23 protein-coding genes are annotated in these 22605 nt (G+C 58.3%); 13 read left to right on the top strand and 10 right to left on the bottom strand.

Going from position 1 to position 22605, the window contains the following annotated elements:
* Window positions 1-78: 78 nt before the first annotated feature.
* Window positions 79-1362: a sensor histidine kinase gene (locus tag AC3WMT_RS17010; RefSeq protein WP_103305501.1), complete on the bottom strand. Its 1284-nt coding sequence runs from the start codon at window positions 1360-1362 to the stop codon at window positions 79-81.
* Window positions 1352-2035: a two-component system response regulator ColR gene (gene colR, locus AC3WMT_RS17015; RefSeq protein WP_103305500.1), complete on the bottom strand. Its 684-nt coding sequence runs from the start codon at window positions 2033-2035 to the stop codon at window positions 1352-1354. Before colR ends, AC3WMT_RS17010 begins: the two co-directional genes overlap by 11 nt.
* A 220-nt stretch (window positions 2036-2255) precedes the next feature.
* On the opposite strand from colR, the gene AC3WMT_RS17020 reads away from it, so the two are divergent.
* Complete coding sequence (locus AC3WMT_RS17020) at window positions 2256-2999, top strand: phosphatase PAP2 family protein (protein ID WP_103305499.1); 744 nt, start codon at window positions 2256-2258, stop codon at window positions 2997-2999.
* Between the two features lie 283 nt (window positions 3000-3282).
* On the opposite strand, the gene groL is transcribed toward AC3WMT_RS17020, so the two are convergent.
* From groL to AC3WMT_RS17040, 4 genes are all read right to left on the bottom strand, one after another.
* Window positions 3283-4929, bottom strand: coding sequence for a chaperonin GroEL (groL, locus tag AC3WMT_RS17025; protein ID WP_103305498.1), 1647 nt, complete (start codon window positions 4927-4929; stop codon window positions 3283-3285).
* A gap of 49 nt (window positions 4930-4978) precedes the next feature.
* Complete coding sequence (locus tag AC3WMT_RS17030) at window positions 4979-5272, bottom strand: co-chaperone GroES (protein ID WP_003227685.1); 294 nt, start codon at window positions 5270-5272, stop codon at window positions 4979-4981.
* A gap of 260 nt (window positions 5273-5532) precedes the next feature.
* The gene (locus tag AC3WMT_RS17035) at window positions 5533-6009 is read right to left on the bottom strand and encodes an FxsA family protein (RefSeq protein ID WP_103305497.1); all 477 of its coding nucleotides are present in this window, start codon (window positions 6007-6009) and stop codon (window positions 5533-5535) included.
* Between the two features lie 65 nt (window positions 6010-6074).
* Window positions 6075-6806 (bottom strand): HugZ family pyridoxamine 5'-phosphate oxidase, encoded by a 732-nt coding sequence (locus AC3WMT_RS17040; RefSeq protein ID WP_103305496.1) that lies wholly within the window; start codon window positions 6804-6806, stop codon window positions 6075-6077.
* 160 nt (window positions 6807-6966) lie between these two features.
* Between AC3WMT_RS17040 and AC3WMT_RS17045 the strand changes: the two genes are divergently transcribed.
* Window positions 6967-7725: an SDR family oxidoreductase gene (locus AC3WMT_RS17045; RefSeq protein WP_053123391.1), complete on the top strand. Its 759-nt coding sequence runs from the start codon at window positions 6967-6969 to the stop codon at window positions 7723-7725.
* 131 nt (window positions 7726-7856) lie between these two features.
* Here AC3WMT_RS17045 and apbC read toward each other — a convergent pair whose 3' ends face one another.
* Window positions 7857-8951, bottom strand: a complete 1095-nt coding sequence (gene apbC, locus AC3WMT_RS17050; RefSeq protein ID WP_103305495.1) for an iron-sulfur cluster carrier protein ApbC — start codon at window positions 8949-8951, stop codon at window positions 7857-7859.
* A 366-nt stretch (window positions 8952-9317) separates the two neighbouring features.
* On the opposite strand from apbC, the gene metG reads away from it, so the two are divergent.
* The 8 genes from metG (at window position 9318) to AC3WMT_RS17090 (ending at window position 16348) form a co-directional block, all read left to right on the top strand.
* Window positions 9318-11369: a methionine--tRNA ligase gene (metG, locus tag AC3WMT_RS17055; protein WP_103305494.1), complete on the top strand. Its 2052-nt coding sequence runs from the start codon at window positions 9318-9320 to the stop codon at window positions 11367-11369.
* 123 nt (window positions 11370-11492) lie between these two features.
* Window positions 11493-12062, top strand: coding sequence for an Rnf-Nqr domain containing protein (locus tag AC3WMT_RS17060; protein ID WP_103305493.1), 570 nt, complete (start codon window positions 11493-11495; stop codon window positions 12060-12062).
* Window positions 12059-13276, top strand: a complete 1218-nt coding sequence (gene rsxB, locus AC3WMT_RS17065) for an electron transport complex subunit RsxB (protein ID WP_103305492.1) — start codon at window positions 12059-12061, stop codon at window positions 13274-13276. Before AC3WMT_RS17060 ends, rsxB begins: the two co-directional genes overlap by 4 nt.
* On the top strand, window positions 13263-14246 hold the full coding sequence (locus AC3WMT_RS17070; RefSeq protein ID WP_103305491.1) for an RnfABCDGE type electron transport complex subunit D: 984 nt from the start codon (window positions 13263-13265) through the stop codon (window positions 14244-14246). Before rsxB ends, AC3WMT_RS17070 begins: the two co-directional genes overlap by 14 nt.
* Window positions 14243-14848, top strand: a complete 606-nt coding sequence (locus AC3WMT_RS17075; protein ID WP_103305490.1) for an RnfABCDGE type electron transport complex subunit G — start codon at window positions 14243-14245, stop codon at window positions 14846-14848. The genes AC3WMT_RS17070 and AC3WMT_RS17075 overlap by 4 nt, the downstream gene beginning before the upstream one ends.
* On the top strand, window positions 14845-15426 hold the full coding sequence (locus AC3WMT_RS17080; RefSeq protein ID WP_103305489.1) for an Rnf-Nqr domain containing protein: 582 nt from the start codon (window positions 14845-14847) through the stop codon (window positions 15424-15426). The genes AC3WMT_RS17075 and AC3WMT_RS17080 overlap by 4 nt, the downstream gene beginning before the upstream one ends.
* Window positions 15423-16061 carry an endonuclease III gene (gene nth, locus AC3WMT_RS17085; protein WP_103305488.1) on the top strand — a complete coding sequence of 213 codons (639 nt, stop codon included), beginning with the start codon at window positions 15423-15425 and terminating at the stop codon, window positions 16059-16061. The genes AC3WMT_RS17080 and nth overlap by 4 nt, the downstream gene beginning before the upstream one ends.
* 107 nt (window positions 16062-16168) lie before the next feature.
* On the top strand, window positions 16169-16348 hold the full coding sequence (locus AC3WMT_RS17090) for a PA3496 family putative envelope integrity protein (RefSeq protein ID WP_103305487.1): 180 nt from the start codon (window positions 16169-16171) through the stop codon (window positions 16346-16348).
* Between the two features lie 89 nt (window positions 16349-16437).
* Here AC3WMT_RS17090 and AC3WMT_RS17095 read toward each other — a convergent pair whose 3' ends face one another.
* The gene (locus AC3WMT_RS17095) at window positions 16438-17064 is read right to left on the bottom strand and encodes a response regulator transcription factor (protein ID WP_007916656.1); all 627 of its coding nucleotides are present in this window, start codon (window positions 17062-17064) and stop codon (window positions 16438-16440) included.
* A gap of 501 nt (window positions 17065-17565) precedes the next feature.
* Here AC3WMT_RS17095 and AC3WMT_RS17100 point away from each other — a divergent pair.
* Complete coding sequence (locus AC3WMT_RS17100; protein WP_103305486.1) at window positions 17566-18279, top strand: hypothetical protein; 714 nt, start codon at window positions 17566-17568, stop codon at window positions 18277-18279.
* A gap of 136 nt (window positions 18280-18415) precedes the next feature.
* Here AC3WMT_RS17100 and AC3WMT_RS17105 read toward each other — a convergent pair whose 3' ends face one another.
* Window positions 18416-19633, bottom strand: coding sequence for an argininosuccinate synthase (locus tag AC3WMT_RS17105; protein ID WP_003227714.1), 1218 nt, complete (start codon window positions 19631-19633; stop codon window positions 18416-18418).
* A 129-nt stretch (window positions 19634-19762) separates the two neighbouring features.
* Window positions 19763-20671 carry a flagellar protein MotY gene (locus AC3WMT_RS17110; RefSeq protein ID WP_103305485.1) on the bottom strand — a complete coding sequence of 303 codons (909 nt, stop codon included), beginning with the start codon at window positions 20669-20671 and terminating at the stop codon, window positions 19763-19765.
* A 160-nt stretch (window positions 20672-20831) separates the two neighbouring features.
* On the opposite strand from AC3WMT_RS17110, the gene pyrC reads away from it, so the two are divergent.
* Entirely contained in the window at window positions 20832-21878 is a 1047-nt protein-coding gene (gene pyrC, locus AC3WMT_RS17115) for a dihydroorotase (RefSeq protein WP_103305484.1), read from the top strand.
* Entirely contained in the window at window positions 21875-22552 is a 678-nt protein-coding gene (rnt, locus tag AC3WMT_RS17120; protein ID WP_007916667.1) for a ribonuclease T, read from the top strand. The genes pyrC and rnt overlap by 4 nt, the downstream gene beginning before the upstream one ends.
* Window positions 22553-22605 lie beyond the last annotated feature (53 nt).

Consider the following 22605-nt stretch of genomic DNA (forward strand, 5'->3'; position numbering starts at 1 on the left):
AAAAATGTCAGGTAAACCGGCAAAGTATTACAGCGTTATACAGGATTTAGACAGGTTGGCGGGAGTAGCATGGAGCCACTATTTGCGCCCGATATTGCCAAGATCGACCTCGAAGCGGCAGCCATTGGGCTTCATCGTGCTCAAGCTGACCGTCCAGCCCTGGTTCTCGCAGATGCGCTGCACAAGAGACAAGCCGAGGCCCAGACCTTCTCCGCGCTTTTCACTGCCACGCACGAAAGGCTCGAACATGGCCTCGCGTTTCTCCTCGGGAATCCCCACGCCCGAATCCTCGACCACAAAGCCATTGCCCGTCAGCGTCAGACGAATGAACCCCTGCTCGGTGTAATGGCAGGCATTACGCAGCAGGTTGCCCATCACCGCCGTCAGCAACGTGGCGTTGTAACAGTCGGCGGGAGGGTTGCCGGGCTCGAACTGCAAGGTCAGGCCTTTGCTTTCGATCGGTTCGCGCCATACGCACAGCAGGCTGTCCGCCACTTGCGCAAGATTCTGTTGCGGCGATGCCCCGGAGTCCTCGCGTTGGGCGCGGGCCAACATCAGGAAGGTCTGCACCAGCTCACGCATTTCCTCACTGGCGCGAGCAATGCGCTCGACCTGCGAGCGACCGCGTTGATCGATCGCGGGATTCTCGAGCAGCAACTCGCAGGAGCTGGCCAACACCATCAGCGGAGTGCGCAACTCGTGGCTGACGTCGCTGGTAAACAAGCGCTCGCGAGTCAGGGCCTGACGCAATCGCCCCAGCGTGGCGTCAAACGCCACCGCCAGTTCGCCGACTTCGTCAGCCGCATAATCCGGTGCCAGCGGTGGCGCCAGCCCCAGTAACTGATCGCGATGACGCACCTGCCGTGCCAACCGCACCACCGGCGCCATCACTTTGCGCGCGAGCACCCAGCCGAGGAACACCGCCAACGCCAGACTGAGCACAAAGCCCACCAGCACCACGGCAAACAGCACACGCTCGCGCTCTTCGAAATCGCTTTGATCCTGCAGCAACACGTAGCGCCGACCGTCGACGATCTCGACCATCGCGTGATACGACAATTGTTCGCGGAAGACTTCGTGGAATCCGGAATCGAGGTGACGCAAATCTTTCGGCAGTTCGAAATCACCGGGCCCGCCGCTGAAATAGAACAACTGATCGGGCTCCGGACGATGGCTCCAGTCGGAGACATTGTCCATCAGCAACAGGCGCTGCAAATCGCCACCCAGCCCTGCCGAAATCAGTTTTTCCTCGACCAGGTGCACCGTTGCGACGATGCCCATCGCGAACGCCCCGGCCACCAGTGCGCTCATCAATGCAAAGGCAATGATGATCCGCTGGGAAAGGCTTTGCTTAAACTCCATCACGACCCTCGGCCAGGCGATAACCGACGCCGTGCACGGTGTGCAGCAATGGTTTGGCGAACGGTTTGTCGATCACTTGGCGCAATTGGTGAACGTGGCTGCGCAGGCTGTCGCTGTCCGGGCAGTCATCGCCCCACAGCGCTTCTTCGAGAATTTCCCGGCGCAGCACGTGTGGGCTCTTCTGCATCAACACCGCCAGCAACTTCAGGCCGACCGGGTTTAGTTTCAACAGCTTGCCTTCGCGGGTCACTTCCAGGGTATCGAGGTCGTAGCTCAGATCGCCGACCTGCAAGGCACGTCGACCACCGCCCTGGGCACGACGCATCACCGCTTCGATGCGCGCGGCCAGCTCGGACAAGGCAAATGGCTTGATCAGATAATCGTCAGCCCCGGACTTGAAGCCCTGCAGGCGATCGTCGAGCTGATCGCGGGCGGTGAGCATGATCACCGGGGTGTCGCGGCGGGCATCTTCGCGCAGGCGTTTGCACAGCGTGTAGCCATCAATACCAGGCAACATGATGTCGAGCACGATCAGGTCGTAATGCTCGGTGGCCGCCAGATGCAGGCCCGACAGACCGTCCTGGGCGCAATCGACGGTGTAGCCCTTGAGCCCCAGGTAATCGGCCAGATTGGCCAGGATATCGCGGTTGTCTTCGACCAATAGAATTCGCATGGGCACCTCTTCCGTACACAGTAACGGCCGTCATGGCCCGCGCAGCTTACGGCCAAGTGTGGCTCAGGGCTAGGCGTGTGTAGGGTTGTTTATCGATAAAGATGTTCATTGCGCCAACCAACGTTTTTTTCACTTTCGGTTAACAAATCGGCGACGCCATCGCGCGCAGACTCCGCGCATTTACGCTCTTCGAACACACTTACCGACCAAGGAATTACCCATGGCGTCGACCTCTGCCCGTCCCGTTTCAAGGCCGCTGAACTTCTGGTTGTGCCTGGGCATTCCCGCCGTCGCGGCGGTCATTCTGGTACTGCTTGAACTGACCGATCTGGACATGGATCTGGCCAGGCTGTTTTACGACCCAGTCGCGGGCGACTTCATCGGTCGCCACAGTTTCTTCCTGGAGGACATCCTGCATGACCGCGCCAAGCAGGTGGTGATTGCGTTCTCGGTGTTCGCCATCCTCGGTTTCATCGGTGCGTTCTTCATCGACCGGCTCAAACCGTTCAAGCGCGAACTCGGCTGCCTGGTGCTGTCGCTGGGGCTGGCGACTTCGTTCGTTACACCGGTCAAAGCCGTGACTGCGGTGCAATGCCCATGGAGCCTTGAGCAGTTCGGCGGCCATGAGACCTACAGCAAACTGCTCGATCATCGCCCGCCTACCGACAAGCCCGGCCGTTGCTGGCCTGGAGGTCATGCCGCGACCGGCTTCACGTTGTTTGCGCTGTTTTTCGTGCTGCGTGATCGCCGTCCGCGTCTGGCGCGACAGGCGTTTGTTTTTGCGTTTGCGTTGGGTTCGGTGTTTTCGATCAGCCGGATGATGCAGGGTGCGCACTTCTTTTCGCACAACGTGTGGACGGCGATTTTCTGCTGGCTGATTTGTCTGGGGTCGTATTACTGGGTGTTGTATCGCCCGGCGGTGAAGGCTGAGGCGGTGGTAAAAGCACAACCAGTCAGCGTCTGAGCTGACGCTATCGCTGGCAAGCCAGCTCCCACAGGATTCACTGCTGCCCATCTGTGATCACTGGCAATCCCTGTGAAAGCCAGGCTTGCCAGCGATGGCCGCACTTCGGTCTCCCACAGGATTCACTGCTGCCCACAACATCTGTGATCACCGGCAATCCCTGTGGGAGCCTGGCTTGCCAGCGATGGCCGCACCTCGGTCTTGAGCAGCATCAATTCGAAGGCAATAAAAAACCCCGCTGGCTTTCGCCAGCGGGGTTTTGCGTTACGGGGGTAAGGCTGGCTTACATCATGCCGCCCATGCCACCCATGCCGCCCATGTCTGGCATGCCACCACCAGCGCCACCGTCTTTCTTCGGTGCGTCGGCAATCGCAGCTTCGGTGGTCAGGATCAGACCGCCGATCGACGAAGCAGCTTGCAGAGCCGAACGGGTCACCTTGGTTGGGTCCAGGATGCCCATTTCGATCATGTCGCCGTACTCGCCAGTCGCAGCGTTGTAACCGAAGTTACCTTTGCCGTTCTTGACTTCGTTGACCACAACGCTTGGCTCGTCGCCGGAGTTGGAAGCGATCTGACGCATCGGTGCTTCAACAGCACGACGCAGAACAGCGATACCCACGTCCTGATCGGCGTTGTCGCCTTTCAGATCCAGGATAGCTTCCAGAGCACGGATCAGCGCTACGCCGCCGCCAGGTACCACGCCTTCTTCAACGGCTGCACGGGTTGCGTGCAGGGCGTCTTCAACGCGGGCTTTCTTCTCTTTCATTTCGACTTCGGAACCAGCGCCAACCTTGATCACTGCAACACCGCCGGACAGTTTGGCCAGACGCTCTTGCAGTTTTTCACGATCGTAGTCGGACGAAGTTTCGGCAACCTGAGCACGGATCTGAGCGATACGCGCCTGGATGTCGGTTTCTACGCCAGCACCGTCAACGATGATGGTGTTTTCCTTGGAGATGGTCACACGCTTGGCGCTGCCCAGGTTTTCCAGGGTGGCGCTTTCCAGGCTCAGGCCGATCTCTTCGGAGATAACGGTACCGCCGGTCAGAACAGCGATGTCCTGCAGCATGGCCTTGCGACGGTCGCCGAAGCCTGGAGCCTTGACGGCTGCGACTTTAACGATGCCACGCATGTTGTTCACGACCAGAGTCGCCAGGGCTTCGCCTTCAACGTCTTCCGATACGATCAGCAGTGGACGGCCGGCTTTGGCAACGGCTTCCAGTACTGGCAGCATTTCGCGGATGTTCGAGATCTTTTTGTCGACCAGCAGGATCAGCGGGCTGTCCAGCTCGGCAACCATGGTTTCCGGCTTGTTGACGAAGTACGGGGACAGGTAGCCACGGTCGAACTGCATGCCTTCGACAACCGACAGTTCGTTTTCCAGGCCAGTGCCTTCTTCAACGGTGATCACGCCTTCTTTACCGACTTTTTCCATGGCTTCGGCAATGATGTCGCCGATGGAGTTGTCGGAGTTGGCGGAGATGGTGCCGACCTGAGCGATTGCCTTGGTGTCAGCGCATGGCTTGGACAGGTTTTTCAGCTCTTTGACAATGGCGATGGTCGCCTTGTCGATGCCGCGCTTCAGGTCCATCGGGTTCATGCCGGCAGCGACGGCTTTCAGGCCTTCGTTGACGATCGACTGAGCCAGAACGGTAGCAGTGGTAGTACCGTCACCGGCGTCATCGTTGGCACGGGAGGCAACGTCTTTGACCAGCTGCGCGCCCATGTTTTCGAAGCGATCTTCGAGTTCGATTTCTTTGGCGACGGAAACGCCGTCCTTGGTGATGGTCGGAGCGCCGAAGCTCTTCTCGATGATCACGTTACGGCCTTTCGGGCCCAGGGTCGCTTTTACTGCGTCAGCCAGGACGTTGACACCGGTGAGCATTTTCTTGCGGGCGGAATCGCCGAATTTAACTTCTTTAGCAGCCATGATCGATATTCCTTAAATACTTTGTAGTAGCGGGAAAATGAGCGGGAAATCAGCCTTCCAGTACGGCGAGAATCTCGTTCTCAGCCATTACCAGCAGGTCTTCGCCGTCGACTTTCACAGTGTTGCTGCCGGAGTAAGGACCGAACACAACCTTGTCGCCGACTTTAACGGCCAGCGCACGCACTTCACCGTTTTCCAGAGTCTTGCCTGGGCCTGCAGCGACAATCACACCGTGGTTGGCTTTTTCAGCAGCCGAACCTGGCAGGACGATACCGCCAGCGGTTTTCTTTTCTTCTTCGCTGCGACGGATAACGACGCGGTCATGCAGAGGACGAAGCTTCATTGTCGATCTCTCCTAATTGTGGTTTTCATCGGCCGGTGTAGTCCCGGCGGGTTTAACAAATCCGGCCTGCGCCGGTTGCGATTCGTCGAGCGAACCGCGGAAGTCTGTCCGACTCGAATGTCGGAAACCTTTCGGTGACCGTTACATAGGGGCGCATAAGCTTATTACAAGGGCGAGGCTAAAATTTTTTCGCGAATGTTGATCACAAAAGCAGCCCATAAACGAACACGGCACCCGAAGGTGCCGTGTCATTGAACAGGTTATTTGCTGTCGCGATGTTCGAACTCACCTTCGATCACATCACCCTCGCGGCCCAGAGGCTGGCGCGGTGCAGGACCGCCACGGGGTTGCAGGTCGTCGGCGAATGCACGCTGGCGCATGGCCTGATCTTCGGCGCGCTGGCGCATCTTGTTCGCCAGCAGACGACGGGTGAACGGCAGCAACATCACCAGACCGACCACATCGCTGATGAATCCCGGCAGGATCAGCAAGCCACCCGCCAGTGCCAGCATCAGGCCTTCAAGCATGGTTTGCGCAGGCAGCTCGCCGCGGTTCAGGCTTTCCCGGGCACGCAGTGCCGTGGCCAGACCGGCGACGCGCAGCACGAACACACCGAACATCGAGCCGAGAATGATCAGCAGCAGGGCCGGGAAAAACCCGATAGCCCCTGCCACTTTGACGAATACGAAGAGCTCCAGCACCGGAAACAGCAGAAAGAGCAACAAAAAAGGGCGCATCAAAATTTCCTCAACGCAAGAAATACCTTGCAGTAAGCCTTAGATGACGTCGCCCTTTCGTGAATTCAAGCGTCGGCCACTGTCTTTTTTGGCCAAACCTCGGCGTGAGCCAGAGAAACCAAGGCTTCGCGCACTTGTATCGGCGTATGACAAGGCGCTTGAAACGGCAACCAGTAGAGCGCCTGACCGATGCGCAGGTGCATACCTTCAGTGTCGATCCCGGCCAGTTGCGCCGGTACGGTTTTCGGCAGGCCGGCCAGGTCGACGTAATGCGCGATGGCTTTGGCATGGTCGCTGTTCATGTGCTCGACCATGCTGATTTCAGCTTTGCCGGCGAATGGATTGGCCAGGGTCAACTGATCGATCCAGTGGATCGCGCCGAAACCGCCAATGTAGCGATGACGCACAGGCTTCAACACCCAGAAATCGAAATCGTGGGCCTTGTGGTAGTTCTGTGAATCCGGGAAATAGCGGTAGTAGCGCTCGGCGGCGGCTTCAATGGCAGCGGCGTCTTCGAGTTTTTCGGCTTCGGCCAGATAGGTCAGGCGACCAACGGCTTGCACGTCATCGGCCTCGCGCTCACCCACCAGCATCGAGCATTTCGGGTCTTTTTGCAGATTATGGGTGTGCTGGGCGATGCGGCTGATCAGGATCAGCGGCCGGCCCTGCTCGTCCAGGCAATAAGGCACGACGGAGCCAAAGGGAAAACCGGGCATCGATTTGGAGTGGGTCGACAGCACTCCGCGGTATTCCTTGAGAAGCAATTCTCGGGCATTCTTGGCCACTTCAACGCTCAATTTATGACTCCTTAAATAGAATCCGTCGAAAAAACGGACAGGCGTGCGGGATAAGTTCCGCTCACCTTCGGGCAACTCTCATGTGCAGCCAGGCCACATCGGGCGCAGATCGAGAGGCTCTCCAAGGAAAACCACTCTGACCTGCTATCGGGGCATGCGAATGCAACTCAACGACAAAGTAATCATTATCACCGGCGGTTGCCAGGGTTTGGGCCGCTCCATGGCCGAGTATTTCGCCGGTAAAGGCGCGAAGCTGGCACTGGTCGATCTGAACCAGGAAAAACTCGACGACGCGGTTGCCGCCTGCAAAGCCAAAGGTGTCGAGGCGCGCAGCTATCTATGCAACGTCGCCAATGAAGAACAGGTCGAGCACATGGTCGCCCAAGTGGCGGCAGATTTCGGCGCGATCCACGGTTTGATCAACAACGCCGGGATCCTGCGCGATGGCCTGCTGCTCAAGGTCAAGGACGGCGAAATGACCAAGATGAGCCTGGCCCAGTGGCAGGCGGTGATCGACGTCAACCTGACCGGCGTGTTCCTGTGCACCCGTGAAGTGGCGGCAAAAATGGTCGAGCTGAAGAACAGCGGCGCGATCATCAACATCTCGTCGATCTCCCGCGCGGGCAACGTCGGCCAGACCAACTACTCCGCCGCCAAGGCCGGTGTAGCGGCGGCGACCGTGACCTGGGCAAAAGAGCTGGCGCGTTATGGCATTCGCGTGGCGGGCATTGCGCCGGGCTTCATCGAGACCGAGATGACCCTTGGGATGAAGCCGGAAGCGCTGGAGAAAATGACGTCGGGTATTCCGCTCAAGCGCATGGGCAAACCGGAAGAGATCGCCCATTCGGCGGCGTACATCTTTGAGAACGACTACTACACCGGGCGGATTCTGGAGATGGATGGCGGGTTGCGCATCTAACATCCACCGCAAAACAACTGTAGGAGTGAGCCCGCTCGCGATAGCGGATTAACATTCAACAGAAGTGTTGAATGATCGACCGCTATCGCGAGCAGGCTCACTCCTACAGGATTACCGGTGTTGCTGATGGATCAATCGTCGCTGATGGTGATGTTCGGCATGGCCGGCGTTGCCGCTTCCTGCAACACAATCCGCGCGCCGACATGGCGGGCCAGTTCCTGATAGACCATGGCAATCTGGCTGTCCGGTTCGGCGATCACCGTCGGTTTGCCGCCATCGGCCTGTTCGCGGATCAACATCGACAACGGCAGCGACGCCAGCAGTTCGACGCCATATTGGGTCGCCAGCTTCTCGCCACCGCCCTCACCGAACAGATGCTCGGCATGGCCGCAGTTCGAGCAGATGTGCACGGCCATGTTTTCCACCACGCCCAGCACTGGAATGTTGACCTTGCGGAACATTTCCACGCCTTTGCGCGCATCGAGCAGTGCCAGATCCTGCGGGGTAGTGACGATCACGGCACCGGCCACCGGGACTTTCTGCGCCAGGGTCAGCTGGATGTCGCCGGTGCCTGGCGGCATGTCGATGACCAGATAATCGAGGTCGCCCCACGCGGTTTGCGTGACCAGTTGCAGCAGCGCGCCGGAAACCATCGGACCACGCCAGACCATCGGCGTGTTGTCGTCGGTCAGGAAGGCCATCGACATGACTTCCACGCCGTGGGCCTTGAGTGGCACGAACCACTTCTGATCCTTGACCTCAGGGCGGGTACGCTCGGGGATGCCGAACATGATGCCCTGGCTCGGACCGTAGATATCGGCGTCGAGAATCCCGACTTTGGCGCCTTCACGAGCCAGTGCCAGCGCGAGGTTGGCCGCCGTGGTCGATTTGCCCACGCCGCCCTTGCCTGAGGCGACCGCGACCACGTTCTTGACGTTGGCCAGCCCCGGAATCTGCGCCTGGGCCTTGTGCGCGGCAATCACGCTGTTGACTTCAACCTTGGCGATCACAACGCCATCGAGGTTTTCGATGGCCAATTGCAGCAATTGCGCCCAGCCGCTTTTGAACAGACCGGCGGCGTAACCGATTTCCAGCTGAACATTGACGCGATCACCGATGATTTCGATGTTCTTCACGCAGCCGGCGCTGACCGGGTCCTGATTCAGGTAAGGGTCAGTGTATTGGCTGAGGACGGCTTCCACCGCTGCGCGAGTGACGGCACTCATGGGCAACTCCGATAACAAGACTGGGAAAAGATGGCGGGTATCGTACGCTGGACATTGATTTGAGGCGAACAGATTGCTCGAGCTGGAAAACCTTTGTGGCGAGGGGATTTATCCCCGACCGGCTGCGCAGCAGTCGTGAAACCATTGAACGCGGTTTGCCTGATTTACCGAGTTGTCTGGTTTTGGGGCGGCTTCGCCACCCATCGGGGATAAATCCCCTCGCCACAGGGGCCCATTCATATAGAAAGGTTTCATAGGCTGAAAATTAAGTGACTGGCGTATCCGGAAACAGGTGCACAGGGTGAAAAATATGCGCCAGCGCTTTATAGTGGCCGACCTCCGTTTCATCAAGTAGCGAAGCCCCACATGTCCGAACCACGCAAGATCCTCGTCACCAGCGCCCTGCCCTACGCCAACGGTTCGATTCACCTTGGCCATATGCTGGAATATATCCAGACCGATATGTGGGTGCGCTTCCAGAAGCATCGCGGCAATCAATGCATTTATGTCTGCGCCGACGACGCCCACGGTTCGGCGATCATGCTGCGCGCGGAAAAAGAAGGCATCACCCCGGAACAACTGATCGCCAACGTGCAGGCTGAACACAGCGCCGACTTTGCCGAGTTCCTGGTCGACTTCGACAATTTCCACTCCACTCACGCCGAAGAAAACCGTGAGCTGTCGAGCCAGATCTATATCAAGCTGCGTGATGCCGGGCACATTGCCCAGCGCTCGATCACCCAGTATTTCGACCCGGAAAAGAAAATGTTCCTGGCCGACCGCTTCATCAAGGGCACCTGCCCGAAATGCGGCACCGAAGACCAGTACGGCGACAACTGCGAAAAATGCGGCGCGACCTACGCGCCAACTGATTTGAAGGATCCGAAGTCGGCGATCTCTGGCGCCACACCGGTGCTCAAGGATTCCCAGCACTTCTTCTTCAAGCTGCCGGATTTCCAGCAGATGCTGCAAACCTGGACCCGCAGCGGCACCCTGCAAGACGCCGTCGCCAACAAGATCGCCGAATGGCTGGACGCCGGCCTGCAACAGTGGGACATCTCCCGCGATGCGCCGTACTTCGGCTTCGAGATCCCGGACGAGCCGGGCAAGTATTTCTACGTATGGCTGGATGCGCCGATCGGCTACATGGCCAGCTTCAAGAACCTTTGCGATCGCACGCCGGAGCTGGACTTCGACGCGTTCTGGGGCAAGGACTCCACCGCCGAGCTGTACCACTTCATCGGCAAGGACATCGTCAACTTCCACGCCCTGTTCTGGCCGGCGATGCTCGAAGGCGCGGGTTACCGCAAGCCAACCGGGATCAACGTTCACGGCTACCTGACCGTCAACGGCCAGAAGATGTCCAAGTCCCGTGGCACCTTTATCAAGGCGCGCACGTACCTGGATCACCTGTCGCCGGAATACTTGCGCTACTACTACGCGGCCAAACTGGGCCGTGGCGTCGATGACCTCGACCTGAACCTCGAAGATTTCGTGCAGAAGGTCAACTCCGACCTGGTCGGCAAAGTCGTCAACATCGCCAGCCGTTGCGCCGGTTTCATTCAGAAAGGTAACGCCGGCCTGCTGGTCGACAACAATGCCGCGCCAGAGCTGACCGAGGCTTTCCTCGCCGCCGCACCAAGCATTGCCGACGCCTATGAAGCCCGCGACTTCGCCCGTGCCATGCGCGAAACCATGGCTCTGGCCGACCGCGCCAACGCGTGGATCGCCGACAAGGCGCCATGGTCGTTGAACAAGCAGGAAGGCAAGCAGGATGAAGTCCAGGCGATCTGCGCCACCGGTATCAACCTGTTCCGCCAACTGGTGATCTTCCTCAAACCGGTGCTGCCGCTGCTGGCTGCCGATGCCGAGGCGTTCCTCAACGTCGCACCGCTGACCTGGAACGACCACACCACCCTGCTGGCCAACCACCAGCTCAACGAATTCAAGCCGTTGATGACCCGCATCGACCCGGTAAAAGTGCAAGCCATGACCGACGCCTCGAAAGAAGACCTGACCGCCAGCCAGACCGACACTGGCGCAGCCGCACCGGCAGGCAACGGCGAACTGGTCAAGGATCCGCTGTCGCCGGAAATCGACTTCGACGCCTTTGCCGCGATTGATCTGCGCGTTGCACTGATCGTCAAGGCCGAACACGTGGAAGGTGCTGACAAGCTGTTGCGCCTGACGCTGGACATCGGTGACGAGCAACGCAACGTGTTCTCCGGGATCAAGAGCGCTTATCCGGACCCGTCCAAACTCGATGGTCGCCTGACCATGATGATCGCCAACCTCAAGCCACGGAAAATGAAGTTCGGTATTTCCGAAGGCATGGTGATGGCGGCAGGTCCTGGCGGTGAAGAAATCTACCTGCTGAGCCCGGACAGCGGCGCCAAGCCGGGTCAACGCATCAAGTAAGACGCGGCGACCAATCGATCCCACCGACGTGCCCTGCATGCCGGTGGGATTTTTCATATCTGGCCCACCCTGCCGGATAATGCCTAACCTTAAGAGACACCCGCCCGTTTCGCCGGCAGAACCATGACCGAACTTGTGCTTACGCTTTTCAGTGCCGCGCTGATCAACAACTTCGTGTTGCACTGGCCGCTGGGCGTCGATCCGCTGCTGGCGGGCAGTCGCCGTCAGGTGCATGCGCTAGGGCTGGCGACGTTGTGCCTGATGCTGATCGTAGGCGTAATCAGTCAGGCCATCTGGCACTGGCTGCTGTTGCCATTGCAACTGCAAGCCCTGCGTCTATTCGTTTTTCTGCCGTTGAGCGTGCTGTTGATCGCACCGCTGCTGAAAGCGCTGGCTCGCGGGCTGCCCGACTGGCCGTTCGAGGGTTTGTGGCCGCTGTTGCTGGGCAATGCCGGCATACTCGGGCTGGCGCTGATCAATGCGCAAAACGATCAAGGGCTGCTGCCTGCAACGGCATTGAGCCTTGGCGCGGGGCTGGGCTTCTGGCTGGTCCTGTGCCTGTTCAGCGATTTGCGCGAGCGCACGGCCGGCAACGACATTCCTCTGCCCTTTCGCGGCTTGCCGATCGACCTGATCGGCGCCGGATTGATCGCAGTGATTTTTCTCGGATTCAGTGGACTGATCAAAACATGAGTCTGATTCAACGCATCGATGCCCTGCTGCCGCAGACCCAATGCGGCAAGTGCGGCCACCCCGGATGCAAACCCTACGCCGAAGGCATCGCCGCCGGCGAGCCGATCAACAAATGCCCGCCGGGCGGTGACGAAACGGTGGCGGCATTGGCCGAGTTGCTGAAAGTGCCGGTGCTGGAACTGGACATCAGCCGGGGTTCGGCACCGCCGCAAGTCGCCTACATCCGCGAAGCCGAATGCATCGGTTGCACCAAGTGCATCCAGGCCTGCCCGATCGACGCCATCGTCGGTGCGGCGAAATTGATGCACACGGTGATCATCGACGAGTGCACCGGTTGCGACCTGTGCGTGGCGCCGTGCCCGGTGGATTGCATCGAAATGCATCCACTGCCGCTCGGCACATTGCCGGTGGTGGGCGGGCTGGCATTCAGTCTTGAAGAACAACGCGCGCGCGCCGTCAAACGCGACCATGCTCGCCAGCGTTTCGAACGCCGTAACGCGCGCCTGCAACGAGAAGAACAGCAGAAACAGGCTGAACGTGAGGCCAGGGCGAAAAAAGCCACGCAATCTGAGGTAACAACGCTCGACCCCGTGCAGGCTGCGTTGGAGCGTGTGCGCGCGCAAAAAGCCGCCACGGCTGATGCTGCGCTGAAGAAAGCCAAGATTGACGTCGCGATGAGCCGCGCGCAATTGCACAAATCGCTGAAAGCCTTCGGCCATCCGCCGACCTTTGAGCAGCAGTCGCAATTGATCGTGCTGCAGCAACAATTCGAAGCAGCCGAGCAGGCCCTGGCGAAACTCGAAAGCGCCACACCCGCCACACCCGCCGCTCCGGTCGCGCCAGTCCCGGCGAAGGACGCCGACCTGAAAAGAGCAAAGATCCAGTTGGCCATGCGGCGCGCCGAGCTGAAAAAAGCCCAGACTGCCGAAGCGCCACCCGAGCAAATTACGGCGCTGGAGCAATCACTGCGTGAAGCCGAGCAAGCCCTTCACGCCGCCGAAAACTCAAGTGATCAGCCTGTGCCTGACCTTGTACGAGTGGAAAAACGCCCGATCGACGCCCAGCTTCGTCAGTTGAAAACCGAATTGGCCTACGCCCGCGCCGACTTCAACAAACTCGAACGTCGCGCCGACACGCCCGCCGAAACCCTCGACAAGGCCCGCGCCCGCCTGCAAGACGCCGAGCGCCAGGTGCAAGACCATGTCGCCCCTTGAGGCGCCGGACGATCGCCTGCAACAGGCGATGAAACAGGTACTGCTCGCTACGCTGCCGGGGCTGCTGGCCTTGTTCGCGCTGTACGGCTGGGGCGTGTTGATCAATTTGATTCTGTCGGTCAGCACCGCGTTGATCGTTGAGGCGTGCGTCATGCGTCTGCGCCGCCAATCGTTACAGCCGACGCTGAGCGACGGCAGTGCGCTGGTCAGCGCGACACTGCTGGCCGTCGCGTTGCCAGCGTATTGCCCATGGTGGCTGACGGTGACCGCAATCGCCTTCGGTCTGTTGTTTGGCAAGCACCTGTATGGCGGCGTGGGTAAAAATCCGTTCAACCCGGCCATGCTCGGATTTGCCTTGATCATCGTGATGTTTCCACAGCCGATGACACATTGGCCGGCTCACGGCCTGGCGCTGTTCGACGCGGTGCAGCAGGTGTTCAATCCCGCTCAGGCGCCGGACGCCTGGGTTCAGGCCACAGCGCTGGACAGTCTGCGCATCAATAAAAGTCTGACCATCGATGAGTTGTTCGCCGCCAGTCCGGCATTCGGGCGCTTCGGCGGCCAGGGTGTGGAATGGGTGAACCTGGCATTTCTCGCGGGCGGGCTGTTCCTGCTGCAACGACGAGTGTTCGGCTGGCATGCGCCGGTTGGCATGCTCGCCAGCCTGTTTGTGGTCAGTCTGTTGTGCTGGAACGGCTCGGGCTCGGACTCACACGGCTCGCCGCTGTTTCACCTGCTCAGTGGCGCCACCATGCTTGGCGCATTCTTCATCATTACTGAACCGGTGTCCGGCGCCAAAAGTCCTCTCGCCCGCTTACTGTTTGGCGTCGGTGTCGGCTTGCTGACTTATCTGATTCGCACCTGTGGCGGGTATCCGGACGGTGTCGCGTTTGCGGTGTTGCTGATGAATCTCTGCGTGCCGGCGCTGGAACGGTTTGCCGCCAGTCGACAAGCACAGGTGAGCCCATGAATCGGATGACAAGCGCGCTCACGCTGCTGCTGTTGGCCGTCGTCGGCGTCGGTGCGACGTACTTTTTACAACGCAGTAATGCACCGCAGATTGCCGCTGCGCAACGTCTGTTCGACAGCCGCAAACTGCTCGACGTGCTCGCGGCAGAGACCTATGACAATCAACCGCTGGAACAGCCGCTGGTCCTGGCAAACGTCGCCTTGAGCCACAGCACACTGACCGGCGGCTATCGCGCGATCAAGGCTGGCCAGTCAGTCGCGGTGTTGCTGCGCAGCCAGACCGAGGGCTATGCGGGCAGCATCGAGTTGCTGATCGCCATCGATGCTGAAGGAAAATTGCTCGGTGTGAAAACCCTCAAGCAGACAGAAACCCCGGCACTGGGCGGACATTTGGGCGACTGGCCGAATACGTGGTTGCAGGTATTTACCGGCAAATCGAGCAATCAACCGACGGATTCCGGTTGGGCGCTGAAAAAGGATCAGGGGCAGTTTGATCAGATGGCTGGCGCGACCATTACGTCTCGCGCGGTGATCAATGCAATCCATGATGCACTGCGCTACTTCGATGAGCATCGTGTGCCATTACTGGGGAACGAACCATGAACCGGTCGGCGACGCTGGCGAACTCATTGATGCTGATGTTGCTGCTGGGCACCACCGGCTCATTGGCCAGCGCACTGGTAACGGTACTGATGTTCGTCCTGGTCGTGGGTGCTTACGGCATGTGCATGCGCCCGCTGCGGTCGCGCCTGACGGGGACAAACACTTTACTCGCCAGCTTGCTGCTCGCAGCTGCATTGACCAGTTGCGCCGAGATTCTCGCGCAACGCTGGTTTTTACCATGGCATCAGGCCTTGGGGCTTTATGCCGGCCTGATCGCTTTGCAGTGCGTAGCACTGGAACACAATGGATTCTTCCGACAGACGCGAATCGAGCGCTTCAAACTCACGGGTCTGTTTGGTGCCTTGATGCTGATCCTCGCCTTGTTGCGAGAGCTCGCCGGCCAGGGGACCCTCGGCCGAGGCATCGTCGAACATCGGCAAGGTCTTGTTTTATTCAGTGAAGGGTTGCATCTGGCAACTCTGGTTCCGGGCGCGCTGATTCTGTTGGGGCTGTTGCTGGCCGCCCGACAGGCGTGGACCCGCTCGAACTCTATTTCCAAGGAAACGCATCGCCCATGAATGCCGCAAAACGTCTTGAGATCTTTCGCCGACTGCATGAAGACAATCCCGAGCCGAAAACCGAACTGGCCTACTCCTCGCCTTTCGAACTGCTGATTGCCGTGATCCTTTCGGCGCAATCGACCGACGTGGGCGTCAACAAGGCAACGGCGAAGCTGTTCCCGGTAGCCAACACCCCGGCGGCGATACATGCGCTGGGCGTCGAAGGTCTGTCCGAATACATCAAGACCATCGGCCTTTACAACAGCAAAGCCAAGAACGTCATCGAAACTTGCCGCTTACTGATCGAGCGCCACGGCAGTGAAGTACCGCAAACGCGTGAGGAGCTCGAAGCCTTGCCGGGCGTGGGCCGAAAGACTGCCAACGTGGTGCTCAACACGGCTTTCCGCCAACTGACCATGGCCGTCGACACCCACATTTTCCGCGTCAGCAACCGCACCGGTATCGCTCCCGGCAAGAATGTTGTCGAAGTGGAAATGAAACTGATGAAGTTCGTCCCCAAGGAATTTCTGCTCGATTCCCACCACTGGCTGATTCTTCACGGACGCTATGTGTGCCTGGCACGCAAGCCACGGTGCGGCAGCTGCAGGATCGAAGATTTGTGCGAGTACAAAGCCAAAACATCGGACGATTGATCAAGCATTAGGTTTATTGATTGATCGATTGAAAAAATCTTTTTTACCCGTCGCTACATTACCGATATAAGGAGCGCCAAAGGCAGTCTTAGCCGGGAGTCAGCTTTATGAGTACCGAAAAAGAGCGATTGGACGTAGAAGACGATTTCACCCCCACTGAGACCGATGACCCGGAACCGGTTGTCGAGGTGGCCAAAACCAACCTCAGCAAACGTCGCACAATCGATAACCTGCTGGAGGAGCGCCGACTGCAAAGGCAATTGGCCGATTACGATTTTGATCTCTGATGCTTGAAAGCCTCCCGAAACGGAGGCTTTTCACTTTCTGCGGCTAGCTGAACTCGATCGGCCCATGACCCCGTCAGCTGATAAAACATTCAGACGAGTCCATTGCGTTGCGCCAGCTCGATCAAATCAACCAGTGAACGCGCATTGAGTTTCAGCAATAAGCGGGTCTTGTAGGTACTCACGGTTTTGTTGCTCAGAAACATGCCGTCGGCGATTTCCTTGTTGGTCTTGCCTCGCGCCAATTGTTGCAACACCATCATTTCGCGCCCGGACAGACGATCCACCATGTCTGCTTCACTGGCATTACCCAGACTGGTACGCACTGTATGCAACGCCTGATTTGGAAAGTAACTGTAGCCGGACAAAACGGCCTTGATTGCGCTAAGCAATTCAGTCAGGTCCTGTTGTTTACACACATATCCCGCCGCTCCCGATTGCATGCAGCGCATTGAAAAATGTCCAGGTGCCTGGGAGGTCAGTACCAGAACTTTAATTGGCATGGCGGTCGAGGTCAGACGCGCAATAACTTCCAGTCCATCAAGTTTGGGGATTCCAATATCCAGAATTACAATATCCGGCATCTGCTCGCGCGCAAGTTGCAATGCATCCACACCGTTATCAGTTTCTGCAATGACTTCGTAGCCATGACGTTCCATCAGCATACGTACCGCAAGACGAATGACGGGATGGTCATCCACGATCAGCACTTTATTCATGGGCAAGTCCAGTTTCGCTGTTCGAATTTTTAGAACACGCACCATATCCCAGTCACTTGCGCAGTGGCATGTCGGGGCTCTCATGCACTTGCATCGAAAGACATTCCCTACAACCATTGAAGATAATTCCTACAAAAAATCCTTTTCACTCTATAAATCCGACGCTGTAACGCACTAACTCCCTCGTTACATTCCCCACTTTAACTTGTAACAGATTACGACCCTTGTGCCATGCAGCGGCCATTCCACACTCCGACTCCATTACGGATGGACGACATATACCTAACAAGAATGATCACGTGTGCAAACTGGAAACATCAAGCAATAACACTCTCTTTCACAACTTTCATGCACCTCCACCCCCCACAAACACTTGAAACAAGATATTTATACTCAATCAAACACTTTTGCTATAAATACAACAACACTCTCTCAACTATCACAATCTCACAAAACATGAACAACCCATCTATGAGAAAAACCAAACACAAGAGCACAAGCATGTTAAAGATAAAAAACAAAATCACCAATCCAATGACGGTAATCGCTATATTTGCTGGCATCTCAGAAGCATCTGCAGCGATATCCTTGCCGTTCCTCAACAGTGAGGATCGCGCCATCTATGTATGGTTCCTGATCAGCTTTCCGTTCTATTTGTTATTTCTTTTTTTTATAACTTTGAACTTCAATTATCGCTCACTCTATTCACCTTCCGATTTCGGTAAGGACGCGACTTTCTTGAAAGCCATGGACAGCAATGACCGCGACAACAAACGCAACACATCCAAAGAGGGATCCACCACACACCATACTTTCGGAATTTCGAGTCGCGTCGTACCTCATGATACCGCCGCACAATGCGCGGACTCGTGCGAAATCCACAACGCACCCGATCCGCCAACGCCCCCCCGTGCGAGGTCAAACCTGACGGTCCAACACAATATTCAGTTGCCCGTTTGCGTCAGCAACCTGCACATCATTGATGCCCGTGACATCGATGCGTCGAGAGAACTCGCCACAATTGTGCAAAGAATCCGGCTCAACGACAGGAAAACCACCCGCGTCATCGTGTTTCTTTCCAATCATGTGTCAGACGCTTCACTGACGAAGAGAGCGCTGCTACAGATCAAACACGCCAAGAAAGACTCAGGCACCACGCTTTGTATTGTTTACAACCTGTGCTCACAAGCGGTGACGCTGTTGGGACGGACTTGAAGGATGGGGTCGTTGTCGCGCAAGCGGACAGACCAGAGACATTGCTCGATGAGCGCCGAAAAAAAGAATCATGTAAAAAAGGGCGGCCCTGTCTCGAAGACAAGGCCGCCCTTTTATTGCGCGTCAGTCTGAAAAATCAGAACAGCTTGCGGCCCTTGTTGGCAGCAATGCGCATGCGCAGCGCGTTGAGCTTGATAAAGCCCGCCGCGTCGGCCTGGTTGTAAGCACCGCCGTCTTCTTCGAAGGTCGCGATGTTTGCGTCGAACAGCGAATCGTCGGACTTGCGGCCAGTGACGATCACGTTACCTTTGTACAGTTTCAGGCGAACCACACCGTTCACGTTGACCTGCGAAGCGTCGATCATCTGTTGCAGCATCAGACGCTCAGGGCTCCACCAGTAGCCGGTGTAGATCAGGCTGGCGTATTTCGGCATCAGCTCGTCTTTGAGGTGAGCGACTTCGCGGTCCAGGGTGATCGATTCGATGGCGCGGTGAGCGCGCAGCATGATGGTGCCGCCCGGGGTTTCGTAGCAGCCACGGGACTTCATGCCGACGTAACGGTTCTCGACGATGTCGAGACGGCCGATACCGTGAGCACCGCCGATCTTGTTCAGCGTCGCCAGTACGGTGGCCGGGGTCATTTCGACGCCGTCCAGCGCAACGATGTCGCCGTTACGATAGGTCAGTTCCAGGTATTGCGGGGTGTCAGGCGCGTTCTCCGGGGAGACGGTCCAACGCCACATGTCTTCTTCGTGCTCGGTCCAGGTGTCTTCCAGCACGCCGCCTTCATAGGAGATGTGCAGCAAGTTGGCGTCCATCGAGTACGGAGACTTCTTCTTGCCATGACGCTCGATCGGGATCGCGTGCTTCTCGGCGTAGTCCATCAGCTTCTCGCGGGACAGCAGGTCCCACTCACGCCAAGGGGCAATTACTTTCACGCCTGGCTTGAGCGCGTAGGCGCCCAGTTCGAAACGCACCTGGTCGTTGCCCTTGCCGGTGGCGCCATGGGAAATGGCGTCAGCGCCGGTTTCGTTGGCGATTTCGATCAGACGTTTGGCGATCAGCGGACGTGCGATGGAGGTACCCAGCAGGTACTCGCCTTCGTAAACGGTGTTGGCGCGGAACATCGGGAATACGAAATCGCGCACGAATTCTTCGCGCAGGTCGTCGATGTAGATTTCTTTGACGCCCATGGCCTGAGCCTTGGCGCGGGCCGGCTCGACCTCTTCGCCTTGACCGAGATCAGCGGTGAAGGTCACCACTTCACAGTTATAAGTATCCTGCAGCCACTTGAGGATCACCGAAGTGTCCAGGCCGCCGGAATACGCCAGAACGACCTTGTTTACGTCCGCCATGCCATCACTCCACGGGGTTCTACGGAAAGCCGAGGAGTCTACCGCTCAAACGCGATAATTTACAGAGGCGCGACAGCTTAAGACGACAAAGCGACAGAATCTGTCGAGAGCGCGACGATGACCGATGGGTCAGGAAGTTGCTGCAGTGTTGGCTGGAGTGCTCGCTTGTGGTGCCGGGGCCGTGACTGGAGCCACGCGCGCGAGTTTTACGTTAACCCGACGATTCTTCGCCCGATTGGCCGCATTTGTGTTCGGCACAATGGGATATTGCTCGCCATGGAAACGCACGGTGATCTGCGATTCCTGAATGCCGTTGGCCTTGAAGAAGTCGACCACCGCCAGCGCCCGACGGCGCGACAGTTCACGGTTGGTCAAGCGATTGCCGCTGTTGTCGGAATGCCCATCGAGCTCAATGTGATTGACCGTCGGATCAGCCTTCATGAATTCGAGCATCACTTGCAGCTTGGCCTTGGCGGCAGCGTCCAGGTCAACGCCCTCGCCGGGGAAGCCGATCTGCGACTGCTTGATCTGGTCGAAATTCTGCGGCAGCAATTTCGCCACACAGGTTTGATAGTCGTTAAACGCCTTACTGAATTTCACCGGCAACAAACGCACTTCCGACACGCGGCCATCGCCCGAAGCACGACGCACGACCGGGCTACGACCGTCCAGCAGACCGCTGATCAGGCCACCGGCCTGGGACTGCGAGCTGCTGAACAAGACATTGCCACTGCCGAGCCTGACGCTGCCCAGATTGATGTCACCGCGCCCCGGCTGCCAAGGCGCGGCGGCTGCCAGCAAAGTCGCCGAACCGCCGCCGAGCATGGCGTTGTAGGCATTCAGACGAAAGATCGCCTGTTCGCCAGCCTTGCGCACGAATTCACCCGAACCGAAATCGGTGATCGGCTGTGTCAGGCGGCACTCGAACTTGTCGCCGGCGACCGTCCACTCAATGTTCTCCAGGCGAGTCTGGTAGGTGAGCGCCATCGCGGGAAGGCTGGCAAACACACTGAGCAAGGCTAAATAACGCTGGCGCACGGGAGGCTCCATTGGCTTCTGAAACACAAAGACCGATTCACACTATGTTTACGGCATACCTACGGGATATCGGAAGCATCCCGCAAAACTTGATAGCGAGTGCCTGCAAGAGTCTTTTCCGGTAGCATTCGCCTCAGTTTGACCCGCCTGGAATCCCCTCATGTCCGACCGCCTGACCCTGCTGCGTCCCGACGACTGGCACATTCATCTTCGCGATGGTGCCGTGTTGACCAATACCGTTGCCGATGTTGCGCGCACCTTTGGCCGCGCCATCATCATGCCCAACCTGGTCCCGCCAGTGCGCAACGCCGCTGAAGCCGACGGCTATCGCCAGCGGATTCTCGCTGCCCGCCCGGCCGGCAGTCGCTTTGAGCCGCTGATGGTGCTGTACCTCACCGACCGCACCCAGCCCGAAGAAATTCGTGAAGCCAAGGCCAGCGGTTTCGTACACGCCGCCAAGCTGTACCCGGCCGGTGCGACCACCAACTCCGATTCCGGGGTGACCAGCATCGACAAGATTTTCCCGGCGCTGGAAGCCATGGCCGAAGTCGGCATGCCCCTGCTGATCCACGGCGAAGTGACCCGTGGCGATGTCGATGTCTTCGACCGCGAAAAGATCTTCATCGACGAGCACATGCGTCGTGTGGTCGAGCGTTTCCCGACACTGAAAGTGGTGTTCGAACACATCACCACCGGCGATGCCGTGCAGTTCGTCAACGACGCCTCGGCCAACGTCGGCGCGACCATCACCGCACATCACCTGCTCTATAACCGCAACCACATGCTGGTTGGCGGGATTCGGCCGCACTTCTATTGCCTGCCGATCCTCAAGCGCAATACGCATCAGGAAGCTCTGCTCGACGCCGCCACCAGCGGCAGCGCGAAGTTCTTCCTCGGTACCGACTCGGCGCCGCACGCCCAGCACGCCAAGGAAGCCGCCTGCGGCTGCGCCGGCTGCTACACCGCGTACGCCGCCATCGAGATGTACGCCGAAGCCTTCGAACAGCGTAATGCGCTGGACAAGCTCGAAGCCTTCGCCAGCCTCAACGGCCCGCGCTTCTATGGCCTGCCGGCGAATACCGATCGCATTACCCTGGTTCGTGAAGAATGGACCGCCCCGACCAGCCTGCCATTCGGCGAGCTGACCGTTATCCCGCTGCGCGCCGGTGAAAAACTGCGCTGGCGCCTGCTGGAGGAACACGCGTGAGTGAAGACCATTTCGACGACGAACTGGACGGTCAAAGTGGCGGTGGCGGTTCCCGTCACCCGATGGCAGCACGCTTTCGTGGCTACCTGCCGGTTGTCGTCGACGTAGAAACCGGTGGCTTCAATTCTGCCACCGATGCGTTACTGGAGATTGCCGCGACCACCATCGCCATGGATGAAAAGGGTTTTGTCTACCCGGATCACACCTACTTCTTCCGCGTTGAGCCGTTTGAAGGCGCCAACATCGAAGCGGCAGCGCTGGAGTTCACCGGGATCAAGCTCGATCATCCGCTGCGCATGGCCGTCAGCGAAGAGACGGCACTGACCGACATCTTCCGCGGCATTCGCAAGGCGCTGAAGGCCAACGGCTGCAAACGGGCGATTCTGGTCGGCCACAACAGCAGCTTCGACCTCGGCTTCCTCAACGCTGCGGTTGCGCGACTGGACATGAAGCGCAACCCGTTCCACCCGTTCTCCAGCTTTGACACCGCGACGCTGGCCGGTCTGGCGTACGGTCAAACCGTACTGGCAAAAGCCTGCCAGGCCGCCGACATCGATTTCGACGGCCGTGAGGCGCACTCCGCGCGTTACGACACCGAGAAAACCGCTGAGCTGTTCTGTGGCATCGTCAACCGCTGGAAACAGATGGGCGGCTGGGAAGACTTCGACGACTGATCCTCGTCGGGTAAATCCTGCACATAAAAAAACCGGCCACGTGGGCCGGTTTT

The sequence above is a fragment of the Pseudomonas sp. FW305-7 genome, from assembly GCF_058786735.1.

Coding starts and splice junctions, on each gene's coding strand:
- AC3WMT_RS17090 (WP_103305487.1), top strand. CDS start 16,169: ATGAGTACCGAAAAAGAGCGATTGGACGTAGAAGACGATTTCACCCCC.
- AC3WMT_RS17030 (WP_003227685.1), bottom strand. CDS start 5,272: ATGAAGCTTCGTCCTCTGCATGACCGCGTCGTTATCCGTCGCAGCGAA.
- AC3WMT_RS17060 (WP_103305493.1), top strand. CDS start 11,493: ATGACCGAACTTGTGCTTACGCTTTTCAGTGCCGCGCTGATCAACAAC.
- colR (WP_103305500.1), bottom strand. CDS start 2,035: ATGCGAATTCTATTGGTCGAAGACAACCGCGATATCCTGGCCAATCTG.
- AC3WMT_RS17095 (WP_007916656.1), bottom strand. CDS start 17,064: ATGAATAAAGTGCTGATCGTGGATGACCATCCCGTCATTCGTCTTGCG.
- AC3WMT_RS17020 (WP_103305499.1), top strand. CDS start 2,256: ATGGCGTCGACCTCTGCCCGTCCCGTTTCAAGGCCGCTGAACTTCTGG.
- rsxB (WP_103305492.1), top strand. CDS start 12,059: ATGAGTCTGATTCAACGCATCGATGCCCTGCTGCCGCAGACCCAATGC.
- nth (WP_103305488.1), top strand. CDS start 15,423: ATGAATGCCGCAAAACGTCTTGAGATCTTTCGCCGACTGCATGAAGAC.
- AC3WMT_RS17105 (WP_003227714.1), bottom strand. CDS start 19,633: ATGGCGGACGTAAACAAGGTCGTTCTGGCGTATTCCGGCGGCCTGGAC.
- AC3WMT_RS17045 (WP_053123391.1), top strand. CDS start 6,967: ATGCAACTCAACGACAAAGTAATCATTATCACCGGCGGTTGCCAGGGT.
- AC3WMT_RS17075 (WP_103305490.1), top strand. CDS start 14,243: ATGAATCGGATGACAAGCGCGCTCACGCTGCTGCTGTTGGCCGTCGTC.
- pyrC (WP_103305484.1), top strand. CDS start 20,832: ATGTCCGACCGCCTGACCCTGCTGCGTCCCGACGACTGGCACATTCAT.
- groL (WP_103305498.1), bottom strand. CDS start 4,929: ATGGCTGCTAAAGAAGTTAAATTCGGCGATTCCGCCCGCAAGAAAATG.
- AC3WMT_RS17035 (WP_103305497.1), bottom strand. CDS start 6,009: ATGCGCCCTTTTTTGTTGCTCTTTCTGCTGTTTCCGGTGCTGGAGCTC.
- AC3WMT_RS17010 (WP_103305501.1), bottom strand. CDS start 1,362: ATGGAGTTTAAGCAAAGCCTTTCCCAGCGGATCATCATTGCCTTTGCA.
- AC3WMT_RS17080 (WP_103305489.1), top strand. CDS start 14,845: ATGAACCGGTCGGCGACGCTGGCGAACTCATTGATGCTGATGTTGCTG.
- AC3WMT_RS17100 (WP_103305486.1), top strand. CDS start 17,566: ATGTTAAAGATAAAAAACAAAATCACCAATCCAATGACGGTAATCGCT.
- AC3WMT_RS17070 (WP_103305491.1), top strand. CDS start 13,263: ATGTCGCCCCTTGAGGCGCCGGACGATCGCCTGCAACAGGCGATGAAA.
- metG (WP_103305494.1), top strand. CDS start 9,318: ATGTCCGAACCACGCAAGATCCTCGTCACCAGCGCCCTGCCCTACGCC.
- apbC (WP_103305495.1), bottom strand. CDS start 8,951: ATGAGTGCCGTCACTCGCGCAGCGGTGGAAGCCGTCCTCAGCCAATAC.